Source organism: Sphingomonas sp. SDUR79 (assembly GCF_056821745.1).
In genome coordinates this window covers 2,017,754-2,030,521 of record NZ_JBPDIN010000001.1, presented here as the reverse complement: position 1 = coordinate 2,030,521, position 12,768 = coordinate 2,017,754, and the positions used below count along the sequence as shown (strand labels likewise).

At 65.0% G+C, this 12,768-nt stretch carries 17 protein-coding genes; 9 read left to right on the top strand and 8 right to left on the bottom strand.

Annotated elements, in window-relative coordinates; genetic code table 11:
• The first annotated feature begins 25 nt into the window (after window positions 1-25).
• Window positions 26-712: a 7-cyano-7-deazaguanine synthase QueC gene (gene queC / locus ACRYLO_RS10025; protein ID WP_482660016.1), complete on the top strand. Its 687-nt coding sequence runs from the start codon at window positions 26-28 to the stop codon at window positions 710-712.
• A gap of 10 nt (window positions 713-722) precedes the next feature.
• The gene (queE, locus tag ACRYLO_RS10020) at window positions 723-1,355 is read left to right on the top strand and encodes a 7-carboxy-7-deazaguanine synthase (protein ID WP_482660015.1); all 633 of its coding nucleotides are present in this window, start codon (window positions 723-725) and stop codon (window positions 1,353-1,355) included.
• A gap of 138 nt (window positions 1,356-1,493) precedes the next feature.
• Here queE and ACRYLO_RS10015 read toward each other — a convergent pair whose 3' ends face one another.
• The 3 genes from ACRYLO_RS10015 to lipB form a co-directional block, all read right to left on the bottom strand.
• Complete coding sequence (locus tag ACRYLO_RS10015) at window positions 1,494-2,135, bottom strand: hypothetical protein (RefSeq protein ID WP_482660014.1); 642 nt, start codon at window positions 2,133-2,135, stop codon at window positions 1,494-1,496.
• Window positions 2,136-2,391: 256 nt separating this feature from the next.
• Window positions 2,392-2,643, bottom strand: a complete 252-nt coding sequence (locus ACRYLO_RS10010; RefSeq protein ID WP_294017974.1) for a hypothetical protein — start codon at window positions 2,641-2,643, stop codon at window positions 2,392-2,394.
• A 100-nt stretch (window positions 2,644-2,743) separates the two neighbouring features.
• Window positions 2,744-3,403 carry a lipoyl(octanoyl) transferase LipB gene (gene lipB / locus ACRYLO_RS10005; protein ID WP_482660013.1) on the bottom strand — a complete coding sequence of 220 codons (660 nt, stop codon included), beginning with the start codon at window positions 3,401-3,403 and terminating at the stop codon, window positions 2,744-2,746.
• Between the two features lie 92 nt (window positions 3,404-3,495).
• Between lipB and ACRYLO_RS10000 the strand changes: the two genes are divergently transcribed.
• Complete coding sequence (locus ACRYLO_RS10000) at window positions 3,496-4,320, top strand: hypothetical protein (RefSeq protein ID WP_482660012.1); 825 nt, start codon at window positions 3,496-3,498, stop codon at window positions 4,318-4,320.
• Window positions 4,317-5,060, top strand: a complete 744-nt coding sequence (locus ACRYLO_RS09995; RefSeq protein WP_482660011.1) for a hypothetical protein — start codon at window positions 4,317-4,319, stop codon at window positions 5,058-5,060. Before ACRYLO_RS10000 ends, ACRYLO_RS09995 begins: the two co-directional genes overlap by 4 nt.
• Here the strand turns inward: ACRYLO_RS09995 and ACRYLO_RS09990 are convergent.
• The 3 genes from ACRYLO_RS09990 to ACRYLO_RS09980 are packed head-to-tail and all read right to left on the bottom strand — an operon-like array spanning window position 5,024 to window position 6,925.
• On the bottom strand, window positions 5,024-5,623 hold the full coding sequence (locus ACRYLO_RS09990; RefSeq protein WP_482660010.1) for a GNAT family N-acetyltransferase: 600 nt from the start codon (window positions 5,621-5,623) through the stop codon (window positions 5,024-5,026). The two genes, ACRYLO_RS09995 and ACRYLO_RS09990, sit on opposite strands and share 37 nt — an antisense overlap.
• Window position 5,624: 1 nt before the next feature.
• A complete protein-coding gene (gene hemF / locus ACRYLO_RS09985) occupies window positions 5,625-6,479 on the bottom strand; it encodes an oxygen-dependent coproporphyrinogen oxidase (protein ID WP_482660009.1) in 855 nt (284 codons plus the stop codon).
• On the bottom strand, window positions 6,476-6,925 hold the full coding sequence (locus ACRYLO_RS09980; RefSeq protein ID WP_482660008.1) for a tRNA (cytidine(34)-2'-O)-methyltransferase: 450 nt from the start codon (window positions 6,923-6,925) through the stop codon (window positions 6,476-6,478). The genes hemF and ACRYLO_RS09980 overlap by 4 nt, the downstream gene beginning before the upstream one ends.
• A 309-nt stretch (window positions 6,926-7,234) precedes the next feature.
• On the opposite strand from ACRYLO_RS09980, the gene petA reads away from it, so the two are divergent.
• The 5 genes from petA (at window position 7,235) to ACRYLO_RS09955 (ending at window position 11,018) form a co-directional block, all read left to right on the top strand.
• Window positions 7,235-7,819: a ubiquinol-cytochrome c reductase iron-sulfur subunit gene (gene petA, locus ACRYLO_RS09975; RefSeq protein ID WP_294017981.1), complete on the top strand. Its 585-nt coding sequence runs from the start codon at window positions 7,235-7,237 to the stop codon at window positions 7,817-7,819.
• A 13-nt stretch (window positions 7,820-7,832) separates the two neighbouring features.
• On the top strand, window positions 7,833-9,119 hold the full coding sequence (locus ACRYLO_RS09970; RefSeq protein ID WP_482660007.1) for a cytochrome b: 1,287 nt from the start codon (window positions 7,833-7,835) through the stop codon (window positions 9,117-9,119).
• Window positions 9,120-9,133: 14 nt separating this feature from the next.
• On the top strand, window positions 9,134-9,967 hold the full coding sequence (locus ACRYLO_RS09965; RefSeq protein ID WP_482660006.1) for a cytochrome c1: 834 nt from the start codon (window positions 9,134-9,136) through the stop codon (window positions 9,965-9,967).
• A 69-nt stretch (window positions 9,968-10,036) separates the two neighbouring features.
• A complete protein-coding gene (locus tag ACRYLO_RS09960; protein ID WP_482660005.1) occupies window positions 10,037-10,576 on the top strand; it encodes an adenine phosphoribosyltransferase in 540 nt (179 codons plus the stop codon).
• Between the two features lie 70 nt (window positions 10,577-10,646).
• Window positions 10,647-11,018, top strand: coding sequence for a hypothetical protein (locus tag ACRYLO_RS09955; RefSeq protein ID WP_482660004.1), 372 nt, complete (start codon window positions 10,647-10,649; stop codon window positions 11,016-11,018).
• A gap of 2 nt (window positions 11,019-11,020) precedes the next feature.
• Here ACRYLO_RS09955 and ACRYLO_RS09950 read toward each other — a convergent pair whose 3' ends face one another.
• Together ACRYLO_RS09950 and ACRYLO_RS09945 are read right to left on the bottom strand one after the other, a co-directional pair.
• The gene (locus ACRYLO_RS09950; RefSeq protein WP_482660003.1) at window positions 11,021-11,470 is read right to left on the bottom strand and encodes a MaoC family dehydratase; all 450 of its coding nucleotides are present in this window, start codon (window positions 11,468-11,470) and stop codon (window positions 11,021-11,023) included.
• A 41-nt stretch (window positions 11,471-11,511) separates the two neighbouring features.
• Complete coding sequence (locus ACRYLO_RS09945; protein WP_482660002.1) at window positions 11,512-12,750, bottom strand: alkaline phosphatase family protein; 1,239 nt, start codon at window positions 12,748-12,750, stop codon at window positions 11,512-11,514.
• Window positions 12,751-12,768: the final 18 nt, after the last annotated feature.

Sequence of the window (12,768 nt, the reverse complement as noted above, 5' to 3'; positions counted from 1 at the left end):
CCGCAAAGGCGGTAGCGCGACGCAGATGACCGAAGCCAGCTATGCCATCGCCCTCGTGTCGGGCGGACTCGATTCCTATGTTTCCGCCGCCTGCGCACGGGCCGACGGGCATCGCCTGCTGGCGCTGTCGATCGATTATAATCAGCGTCATCACGTCGAGCTGGCAGCCGCGCGCCGGATTGCCGCCGTTCTGGGCGCAGAGCGACATATTGTCCTTCCCCTCGACCTGTCATTGTTCGGCGGGTCGGCGCTGACGGCGGACATCGCGGTGCCGAAGGACGGGGTCGGTGAGGATATTCCGGTCACCTATGTCCCGGCGCGCAATACGATCTTCTTGAGCCTTGCGCTCGGCTGGGCGGAGTCGATGGGCGCGCGCGACCTGTATCTTGGGGTCAATGCGCTGGATTATTCGGGATACCCCGATTGCCGCCCGGAGTTCATCCAGGGGTTTGAAAAGCTCGCCGAGCTGGCCACCAAGGCGGGGGTCGAAGGGCACCCGTTCCGCATCCGCGCGCCGCTGGTATCGATGAGCAAGGCGGATATCGTGCGCAAGGGCACCGAACTGGGTCTCGACCTCGGCCTCAGCTGGTCCTGCTATGATCCGGCGCCCGGTGGCGTGCATTGCGGTCGCTGCGACAGCTGCCGCCTGCGTGCCAAGGGGTTCGAGGAAGCCGGTATCCCCGATCCGACCCGCTATGCGGTCACGGACTGAGGCGGTCGGCATGAGCTATGCGGTCAAGGAAATGTTCCTGACCCTGCAGGGAGAGGGGGTCAATGCCGGCGCGCGCGCAGTGTTCGTCCGCTTCGCCGGGTGCAACCTCTGGTCGGGCCGTGAACAGGACCGCGCGACCGCGATCTGCAAATTCTGCGACACCCAGTTTGTCGGGACCGATGGCTTGGGCGGCGGCAAGTTCGCCGATGCCGAGGCGCTAGCGGACGCCGTTGCGAGCTTTTGGGGCGGGGGGCAGGAGCGCCGCTTCGTCGTGCTGACCGGGGGCGAGCCGATGCTCCAGGTCGATGACGCACTGGTCGACGCGCTGCACGCGCGCGGCTTTCGGATTGCGATCGAGAGCAATGGGACGCTGCCGGTGCATCCCGACATCGACTGGGTGTGCATTAGCCCCAAGGCGGGGAGCGACGTCGTGCAGCGGCGCGGCGACGAGCTCAAGCTGGTCTGGCCGCAGCCGGGCAGCGATGTTGCGGAGATCGAGCAATGGGACTTCGCCCATTTCCTGATCCAGCCCATGGACGATGTCGATGCCGCCGCGAATGTGCAGGCGGCGGTCGATTTCGCACTCGCCCGACCCCGCTGGCGCCTAACGCTTCAGGCGCACAAGACGCTGGGATTGCGCTGAACGCTTGGTGTCGGATTCAGCTGCGTTGAATCGCGGCACCGGCCCGCTCCCCCACCCGGCCACCCAGCGATAGCATGATATGGGTGGCCGGGTGGGGGAGCGGGCCGGTGCTGCAACCGTTTCAGCTCTGCTGAACTTTTAGCGCCGCTTACGCTTCTTCGCGTCGGGCGCACAGCGGGTGGGCACATAGCCGCCCTTGACCCAGCAATCCTCATTCAAGAACTCAGGATACACGACCTGCGCCTCGGGCGGCATCCGCATTGAAAATTGCTGTTCGCCCCAGCGGGCCAGGCTGCTGCGGATCATCGGAATCCCCTCGGCGGCCAGATCGCCGAACTTCCCGCGCGGGGTGAATATCGCTGCGTTCGAAATTCCGTCTGCAGTCTGGCAAAAGGTCAGCTGGGCGTGCACCGCCGAATAGCTTGAATAAACCCGGGTGCCATATTGATCGAGTGCGGTTTGCCCGGCCTTGGGTGCCTTGTGGGTGCGCATGAAATATTTGGCCAGAACCGCGTAGGAATCGTTCAGCTCGACCTTGTGATCGCGCAGGATCGCATTGTAGTTCGGCAGGGTCAGCAAGGTCGGCCCGAACTGGCACTGAAGCGCCGCAACGTTGAGCGCCGCGCGCAAATTCCACACCATTGCCGCACGCAGCTCCGCCGGCGTCGCGCCGGGCAGCGGCTGGGCCAGCATGCCGGGTTCCGTCCCGATGATCCGCGCCGCGCCGACATCGGGAGACTTGAAATAGAATTGCGCGGATGCCGGCGTCGCCGTCAACATTGCCGCACCTAGGCCTGCCGAGAACATCAGACGCGAACCAAACATCAACCAACCCTCTCGAACCCTGCTCTGGCGTTGGGTTACGGAGTTTTACCGCTCCGCCCAAGAGGTTTTTGGCATCGAATCGTTACGCTTGTGCAAGGGGTCGCGCCCCGCCGTGGGACAGTCGGGACGTGCGGCCGTTGCCCCGCGCAAAAAGGGCCGCCCGGTCGCCCGGGCGGCCCCATTCAACCATGCAATTGCCGCGTGCGGCAGATTACATGCCGTTGCCCATGGTGTCGTTGGCGGCCATGGTGTCGCCAGCCATGCCGGTGTCATTGCCGGTCGCGCCATCGACCATCGTCATGTTGTCGGAGGTGGTGCCGTCGAGCACCGGGTCGGTCGCGTTCACGTCCATGACCGTCGTGTTGTCGGCGGTGGTTTCAGTGGTGCCACCGCATGCCGAAACGAGCAGCGCGGCGCTGGCGATCATCGAACCGGCGACGGCCTTGGTGAAAACTGCACGCATAAGATTGGGCTCCCTTGATGATGGAGGGGGCGGAAAACCGCTTATTCCCCTGACCGAGATAGACATTAAACGCTTCGCGACACACCCTCAAGCCCCGCTTTCAGGCACGCGCGCACGCCCCACCCACGGAATTGAGAAAGGCTGGAAACACGAACGCCAGCGCCGCATCGAAAGTTTCAGGGGAAATCGATTTTCCCAGCTGCGCCGCACTCGTCACCGGAAATTCGGGCAGGCCGCACGGCACGATCCCGCCGAAATCGGCAAGGTCGGGATCGAGATTCACGGCAAAGCCGTGCATCGTCACCCAGCGCCGTACGCGCACGCCGATCGCGCCGATCTTCGCCTCGGTCCCGCCATCGCGGGTCCAGATGCCGATTCGCCCCTCCGCCCGAAACGCGTTGATGCCAAGCTCGCCCAACGCCGCGATCACCCAGCCTTCGACCGCGTGGACGTAACAGCGCACATCCTTGTTACGCTGCGACAGGTCCAGCATCGCATAGCCGATGCGCTGCCCCGGTCCATGATAGGTGTAGCGCCCGCCGCGCCCGGTCGCGAACACGGGGAAGCGCGGATCGATCAGCTCGGCGGGATCAGCACTGGTGCCGGCGGTATAGACCGGTGGATGCTCCAGCAGCCAAATCTGCTCACGCGCTTCGCCCGACTGGATCGCGGCGACTCGCGCCTCCATCTCTGCCAGCGCTTGCGGGTAGGGGACGCGCCCTTCGGACACGCGCCATTCGATGCCTTCGACCAGTTCCATCATCGCCAGATGCGATGCCCGACGCGCCAGCGCAAGCATGTGGCGTCACGCGCGCGGATCGGCTAACGCGGGGCGGAAGGGGAGCCGTGCACATGGTCAGTATGGGTAGCGTCTGGGATCGAACCGCAGAGTTTCTGAGCGACAATCTTGGCACGTTGCTGCCGATTGCCTTGTTGGCGATTTTCGTACCGACCACGATTTCATCCAATCTGAGCGGGCTTCAACCCAGCGTCACCCCGGGAACAGCCATGTTACTCGGCCTTGGTGTGTTCGTGCTCGCATTGGTCAGCTTTTGGGGACAGCTGGCGGTGACCGCGCTGGCGATCGATCCGGCGCAGGGGCGTCAGGCGAGCCAGCTTGCCACCCGCCGCTTTCCCGCCGCGCTGCTGCTGATGATCGTCATGGTTGTCGTCGGGATTGTGCTGATGATCCCGGTCGGCGTCATATTGGCGGTCGGCGGGGTCGATCTGACGACGCTACAGGGTAGTGCGATGCCCGACATTCCGCCCAGCGTCGCTCCGTGGGTGTTCCTCTATTTCATGGTGCTGCTGGTCCTTGGATGCTGGGTCATGGCGCGGCTCGCCGTGGTGATCCCGGCGGTCGTCGGCGATCGGCTGGCGATCGGCGCGATCGCGCGCTCGTGGCGCTTGACGCGCGGCATTGCGCTCAAGATCGTCGGCGTGCTGATCCTTTATGTGATTGTCTCGATCGTTGCCAACCTCGCCGCGACCACCGCGTTTGGCGCGGTCATGTATTTGGTCGCTGGTCGGGGGGAGGAAGGGATTTCGCTCGCTTCGGTCCTGACGACGATCGTCGGCGGGGCGGTTTCGACGGGCTTCACCGTGCTCGGTACGGCATTTCTTGCCAAGCTCTACATCGCGCTGCTCGCGCGGCATGAGGCGGCTGCGACGGCATGAAATTCTCCTTCCGCGGCGTTCTGGCGGATGCCGTGAAGTTATGGCGGACGGATCGCGCGCTGATGTGGCCGATCGCGGGCGCGTTTCTGTTCGTGCCGCTGCTCGGCCTGTGCCTGCTTGCCGTGACCAGCGGCATCCAGCTGCCCGAGAGCGGTGATCGCGCGCAGACGCGTGAGGTGATCAACGGCTTTTTGCTGTCAAACCTGGGCTGGATGGCGCTCTTCATCGCGATTACCGAGTTCGGCGGTCTGGCACTGCTCAGCCTGTATCTGCGGCGGGGTGAGACGGTCGGCGCAGTGCTCCTCTCCAGCGTGCAGCGGCTGATCCCCTTCTTTCTGATCGGCATCGTGGTGAACACGCTGGTTCAGCTTGGCACCTATTTGCTGGTTGTGCCGGCCATTTATGTGTTTGGCCGGACCTGGATGATGGGCGTCGCTTATGCGGCGGAGCCAACGCGCGGGGCGTGGCAGGCGATGGTGCGCGGGTTCGAGCTGAGCGATAAAAATGGCTGGAAGATCGGCTTTTTTGCCCTCGGCCTTGCGCTGTTCATCGGTGCGAGCGCGTTGTCGATCGCCTTCGTCATCTTCGCCATCGCGGCCCCGCTGGTCGCGGGATCGCAGGCTGCAGCGTCGTTGGTTTTCTTGCCGATTGCGCTGCTCGTGACCCTCAGCTGGGTGTTCTTCACGCTGGTGCGGATCGCGCTCTATCGCCGGCTGGGCGGGTCGATCAACGGGATGTGAGGTGCAGCGTCGCGGGGGAGGTGCCCCGTGATGCGCGGATCGGCGAAGGTTTCGATCGCGCGGGTGAAGGGCACAAAGCCCGACGCGCGGTAATAGCCCAGCGCCTTGGGGTGATCGAGCGTGCAGGTGTGGACCCACACCCGCGTTACATCGGGCCGCCACGCGCGCATCAGCGCATGCGCCATCAGCCAGCGGCCATGCCCTGCGCCCGTCAGTTCGGGCACCAGTCCGACGAACGACAGCTCACAGGTCGCCGCTTCACGGAAGTCGAGTTCGAGCATCCCGACCTCGATTCCCTGCCGGTCGACCACCGCAAAAATCTCGATTCGCGGGTCATGGATGATCGCGCTCAGCCGCACATCGTCCATGATCAGGCGAGAGAACCACAGCCACGGCGACCCGACCCGTGCGAACAATTTCCGATACTTGTCCGGACTAGGTGCCTCCCAGCGCACCAGCTGCAGATGCGATTCGGGCATCGGCCTGGGCCGGGGCCGCTCGCGCATTTCCAGGCTGGTGACGATGGTTGCCACATCGCCGGGCTTTACGGGAAGCAGGCCCATCTCAGCTCCAGGTGGCGAGCGGGGGGAGGCTCATCAGGATCGCGTCGATATTGCCGCCGGTCTTGAGGCCGAACAACGTCCCCCGGTCATAGACGAGGTTGAACTCGGCATAGCGCCCGCGCCATTCCAGCTGCCGGGCCTTGTCGGCGTCGGTGAAGGGGGTGGCCATGCGCCGGCGGACGAGTGCGGGGAAAATGTCGAGGAAGGCGCGGCCGACATCCTGGGTAAAGGCGAAATTCGCCTCCCATGTCGAATTGTCCTCACTTTCCAGGTGATCGTAGAAGATGCCGCCGACGCCGCGATGGACATTGCGGTGGGGGATGTAGAAATAGTCGTCGGCCCATGACTTGAACCGGGGATAATGTGCCGGGTCGTGGACATCACATGCCGCCTGCAAACGTGCATGAAAGTCCAATGTGTCCTCATCATAGGGAATGGGCGGGTTCAGGTCCGCACCGCCGCCGAACCAGCGTTTCCTCGTTACCAGGAAGCGCGTGTTCATGTGCACGGCGGGCACGTGCGGGTTGGCCATATGCGCGACCAGGCTGATGCCGGTGGCGAAGAATCGGGGATCGTCGCCCGCGCCATGGATCGACTTGGCGAAATCGCCCTCGAACGTGCCGCCGACGGTCGAGACGTTGACGCCGACCTTTTCGAAGACCTTGCCCTTCATCACCCCGCGCACGCCGCCACCGCCCGGCTCGCCCGACGGATCCGTTCGGTCCCAGGCGATATAGTCGAACGCCGCGTCCGATCCCGCCTCGCGCTCGATCGCCTCGAACTCGGCGCAGATCGCGTCGCGCAATTCCTCGAACCACGCACGTGCGCGCTGCTGCTGGGGGTCGAGTTCGTTCATTGCGGATAGCCTTTGGTTTGCCGGAGCGCTTCGGACAGCGCGATGCCCGCCGAGACGGAGAGGTTCAAGGACCGCATCGCCGGTTTCATCGGGATTTTCACGCGCAGGTCGGCGCGATCATGGACATGGTCGGGGACGCCCGCATCCTCCGATCCGAACAGCAAGATGTCGTCGGGCTGATATGCGGCCGCGTCGAACCGCCCCGCGCCCTTGGTGGTGAACAGCACGATCCGGCTGGTTGCGGTCGCCAGGAACGCATCCCAGTCGCGGTGCCGCGTCACCCTGACATGCTCGATATAATCCATGCCGGCCCGCGCGACGCGTTTGTCGTCCCACGCGAATCCCATCGGCTCGATCAGGTCGATCTGTGTATCGAAACACGCACCGATGCGCAGAACCGCGCCGACATTTCCGGCAATACAGGGCTGAAACAGGGCAACACGCATCATGCTCCGATAGTGCAGGGAGCGCGCCGCCCACAAGGCGCTGTTGTTGAAGTCCGGCACCGGCCCGCTCCCCCACCCGGCCACCCAGCGGCAGTATCATATGGGTGGCCGGGTGGGGGAGCGGGCCGGTGCCGAAACATTCACATGTCATCGGCCGGTCAAAAAGGCGGTTGGCAAAGCCGCCCCGTGCCGTCTATCAGGCCCGCCAGCCACCGGGGGCAATCCGGGGGTTTGGCGAGGCGTTCGCGCGCTCCGCTATCCGGGACAGGGGCGTGAAAACGCCGGAATTTGAAGTGCAAGGGCTGATGCATGGCAAGTGAGAACGGCGGCACGCCTCCGGGTGGGCCGATTGAGCCTTCCAACGGAGGTCCCGAGGATCCCCGCCGCCGCGATTATCTCGCGATCGGCGCGGTCGCCTTTGCGGGCGTCGGTGCGGGCGTAGTCGCGATTCCGCTCGTGGCCCAGATGAGCCCGTCGGCCGACGTGCTCGCGCTGTCGACCACCGAACTCGACATCTCGGCGATCCAGCCGGGCCAGTCGGTCAAGTCGACCTTCCGCAAGCAGCCCTTGTTCGTGCGCAACCTGACGGCGAAAGAGATCGAAGAGGCGAACGCGACGCCGGTCAGCGAGCTTCGCGATCCGCAGACGCTGGCAGAGCGCACCAAGGAGGGCAAGGCCAACTGGCTCGTCACTCTGGGCGTCTGCACCCATCTCGGCTGCGTGCCGCTGGGCGCGGGCGAGGGCGAGAACAAGGGCCCGTTCGGCGGCTATTTCTGCCCGTGCCACGGCTCGGCCTACGACACTGCCGGTCGCATCCGCACCGGCCCGGCACCGACGAACCTCGTCGTTCCGGAATATGCATTCATTTCCGACACCGTGATCCGGGTCGGCTGAGGGGGCACCTGAAATGAGCTTTCCCTGGGCAAAGCAGTATGAGCCGAAGAACCCGCTGACCAAGTGGGTGGACGATCGGCTGCCGCTTCCGCGCTTCGTGTACAACGCCGTCGGTGCCGGCTATCCGGTCCCGCGCAACCTAAACTATTTCTGGAACTTCGGCGTGCTCGCCGGCATGTTCCTCGCGATCCAGATCGTCACCGGCGTCGTGCTGGCGATGCACTATGCCGCCAATGCCGGCATCGCGTTCGACAGCGTCGAGCATATCATGCGCGACGTGAACGCCGGCTGGTTCATCCGCTACGCCCACGCCAATGGCGCGTCGCTGTTCCTGCTGGTGGTGTACATCCATATCGCCCGAGGCCTGTGGTACGGGTCGTACAAGGCGCCGCGTGAGATGGTGTGGCTGCTCGGCGTGGTAATCTTCCTGCTGATGATGGCGACCGCCTTCATGGGCTATGTCCTTCCCTGGGGTCAGATGAGCTTCTGGGGCGCGCAGGTGATCACCGGCTTCTTCTCGGCGATCCCGGGCATTGGCGAGCCGATCCGCGTGTGGCTGCTCGGCGGCTTTGCGCCGGACAATGCCGCGCTCAACCGCTTCTTCTCGCTTCACTACCTCCTGCCGTTCGTGATCGCCGGTGTGGTCATCCTCCACATCTGGGCGCTGCACATTCCCGGGTCGAACAACCCGACCGGCGTCGAGGTGAAGAGCGAGCAGGATACGGTCCCGTTCCACCCCTATTACACCGCCAAGGATGGCGTAGGCGTGGGCGTGGCGCTGCTGGTTTATTGCTCGCTGATCTTCTTCGCCCCGAACCTGCTGGGCCATCCGGACAATTATATCCCGGCCAACCCGCTTTCGACCCCGGCGCACATCGTGCCCGAATGGTATTTCCTGCCCTTCTACGCCATTTTGAAGTCGTTCACGGTCGACTTCATCATGTCGGCGAAGCTGTGGGGCGTGCTGGCGATGTTCGGCTCGATCCTGCTGCTGTTCTTCCTGCCCTGGCTCGACTCGTCGCCGGTGCGCTCGGCCAATTATCGCCCGACCTACAAGTGGTTCCTGCTGGTGCTGCTGGTCGACGTGCTGGTGCTGGGCTATGTCGGCGGCGCGGCCCCGACCCCGGGCGTGATCCTGATCGGTCAGTTCGCGACGGCCTATTACTTCCTGCATTTCCTGGTGATCCTGCCGATCGTCTCGGCGATGGAGCGTCCGCGCCCGTTGCCGAACTCGATCACCGAGGCCGTGCTCGCCGGCAAGGGTGGCACCTCGCCGCTCCAGACCGCAGCTGCCGAATAAGAGGGGCATAGAAAATGGTTCGCATCGGCGGATTTTTGGTCGGGCTGGGGTTCGTCTTCGCCCTGTTCCTTGGGATCATCGACACCTTCTCGAACGGGCTGACCACGCCCAAGACGGTCGAGGCGGAATTCCACAAGCACGCGCATGAGCCGGAAGGTGGCTTCACCTTCACCGGCCCGCTGGGCACCTATGACAAGCGCCAGCTCCAGCGCGGCATGCAGGTGTACAAGGAGGTTTGCGCCGCCTGTCACTCGCTGCGTCTGGTGTCGTTCCGCGACCTCGCCGCGCTCGGCTATAGCGAAGGTCAGATCAAGACCATCGCCAAGGGCTTCCAGGTCCCGTCGCTCAACCCCGAAACGGGTGAGCCGGCGACCCGCGACGGCATCCCCGCCGATCGCTTCCCTTCGCCCTATGCGAACGAGATCGCCGCGCGCGCCGCGAACAATAACGCGATTCCGCCCGATCTGTCGCTGATGGCCAAGGCGCGTCCCGACGGCAGCAACTATATCTACTCGCTGTTGACCGGCTATCAGGCCCAGCCCGCCGAGTTGCTGAAGAAGTATCCGGAAGCCAAGACGCCGGAGGGGCTGCACTACAACCCCTATTTCCACACGCTCAACATCGCGATGGCCGCGCCGCTGAAGGATGGTCAGGTGACCTATTCCGACGGCACCGCCGCAACGGCCAAGAACTATGCGGCCGACGTCGCCGCGTTCCTGACCTGGACTGCGGAGCCGAAGATGGAAGCGCGCAAGACCGCCGGCCTCGCGACGCTGATCTTCCTCGTGATCTTCTGCTTCCTGGCCTATGGCGCGAAGAAGCAGATCTGGCGGAACGTGAAGGACTAAGGTCCGCCTGAACCTTTTCTCCGACGGCCCGGGAAGCGATTCCCGGGCCGTTTTCTTGGGAGCGATGCCGTGACCCCCACCAACGACGATCTTGCCGCGCTGATCCGCACCATTCCCGATTTCCCCAAACCGGGCATCATGTTCCGCGACATCACCACGCTATTGCTCGACGCCGCCGGCTTTGCGCGCGCGGTGGAGCGGATCGTCGATGCCGTTGATGGCCCGGTCGATCTGGTTGCAGGAATCGAGGCGCGCGGCTTCATTTTTGCCGCACCGGTCGCGCTGGCGCTGGGGGCGGGGACGCTGTTGGTGCGCAAGGACGGCAAGCTGCCCGGCGCGACCGTGGCGGAGGATTATGCGCTGGAATATGGCACCGACCGCATCGCCATCCATGCCGATGCGGTTGCGCCCGGCGCGCGCGTGTTGCTCATCGACGACCTGATCGCGACCGGCGGGACCGCGCGCGCGGCGGTGCGGCTGCTGCGCAAGGTGGGCGCGGTGGTGACGCAGGCGGCGTTCGTCATCGACCTGCCCGATCTGGGCGGCGCCGATGCGCTGCGTGCCGAGGGTATCGCCGTGACTGCGCTGGTGGGCTTTCCCGGTCACTGACGGAACTTCCAGCCTCGCTCCCTTGTTCTCAAACGAACAGGGCGTCCAGGCGACGCCCGGGAGAGGTCACATGTTCAATTCCACGATCCTGAAATTCGGTCTGGTCGGCGCGGCAGCGCTTGGCGTTGCCGCCTGCACCGACGGCTATGGCCGCTCCGGCGTGTCGGTCGGCTATGGCGGCGGCGGCAGCTATGACGGAACCTATGGCGACCCCTATTGGGGTTGGAGTGGGGACTATTATTATCCCGGCACCGGATATTACGTTTACGATCGCGATCGCCGTCCGACGCGCTGGAATGACTCGCAGCGCGCTTATTGGGAGCAGCGTCGCCAGGCGTGGCGTGGCGACCGTCGCCAGATGCGCGATAACTGGCGCGATCACCGCCGTGAAGACCGACGCGACGATCGTCGCGACCGTCGCCGGGATCGCCGCCCCGGCTGAGGCTAGCCGATCGGTCGCCGCGCGACGATCGCGTTGGCGATGAAGCTCAGCACCGGCTCGTCATGCTGGTTGAATACCAGCATGCGCGAGCGGGTGCGGCCCATTTCCGGGCGCTTTTCCGATTCACGCTTTTCGAGCAATTCGGTTTCGCAGCGCAACGTGTCGCCGGGGAAGACCGGCTTGATCCAGCGCAACTCGTCGATCCCCGCCGCGCCGAGACTGGCGGTCGGACGCACCTTCATCTGTTCGACCAGCATCGCCATCGTCATCGCGGCGGTGTGCCAGCCGCTCGCCGCGAGCCGCCCGAAATGCGTCTGTGCCGCCGCCTCGTCGGAGATGTGGAAGGGCTGGGGGTCGTATTTGCGCGCGAACTCCAGCACTTCGTCGCGCGTGACCGGATAAGAGCCGAAGCTCGCCTTGTCCCCGACCGTCAGGTCTTCAAAATAGATCATGCGATCAGTTTCGGTCCGAAACTGGTTTTTGGCAAGGGGGATCAGCGCTTCAGCGCTGGCGCCAGCACAGCGGGTTCGCCATCGGCATCCTGCGCCGGTGGGACCCCGGCCAGCCGACGCAGCAACGGCGCAACATGGATGTTGTCGAACGCTGGCAGCGTGACGCCCGACGCAAAGGCCGGACCATGGGCAAGGAACAATGCCGCCATCTCCGGCGCGGAAGGGTCATAGCCATGCGCGCCGCCCGGACGCAGCGGCTCGGTCGCCGGGCGGGTGGTGATCGTCCAGCCCGTTTTGGCGAGGCACAGGAAAGATGGGGTGCGCGGGTTGCGCCCATAATGGAGCCGGGCGGGGATGTCCGCGCGGCGCCAGCATTCCATAGCGGCATGCGGTTTCAGCAGCGCGGCGGCCAGGGCGGCTTCGCGGCCCGGCTGCGGCTCGATCGCGCCATAGGGTCCTTCTTCGAGTGTGCGGAAGTCGGTGGCGGCGGCGATGGTGTCGAGCTGGATGCGGCGGCTTTCCTCCACCGCCGCCATGCCGTGATCGGCGACGAAGACGAGATCGGCCGGCTGGCCGAGGCTGGCAAGCCCGCCGAGCAGCCGCCCGATCAGCGCGTCGATTTCCGCTATCGCTGTGTTGGTTTCGGGCGCGTCGGGGCCGTAGTGATGGCCGGCGGTGTCGACCGTGTCGAAATACAGTCCAAGCAGCTTCGGTCGGGTCGCGGCGGGGCGGCGGAGCCAGTCGATGATCGCATCGACCCGCTGGCGGCCGTTCACCGCCATGCCGAACGCCTGCCAGTCATATGGGCGGATGCCGCCGATCTCGATGCCTGAGCCGGGCCAGAACATGACAGCGGTCTGCACCCCGGCCTTTTCGGCCGCGTGCCAGACCGGCTCGCCCTGGTCCCACCAATAAGGCTGTTCCGACTGCATCGTGAAGCGCTCGCCGGCGCGCGCCGGATCCTCGAACCGGTTGCCGACGATGCCGTGGCGGTCAGGGCGCTTGCCCGTCACCAGCGTGTAGAAATTCGGGAAGGTCTTGGTCGGGAAGGACGGCCGCATCGTCGCGCGCACGCCCTGCGCCGCCAGCCGCGACAGCACTGGCGTGACGCCGCGGTCGAGATAATCCGGGTGAAAGCCGTCGATTCCGATCAGGATCGTCACCGGCGCGCGTTGCTCGACCGGCGGCGCCGGCGGGGCGGGCGCGATCGCGGGCGGGGTGGTGCAGGCGTAGAGCAGCCCGGCAATCGAGGCCGCCGCCAATGTCCTGATCCAGTCCATGACGGCGGCCCCTAATGG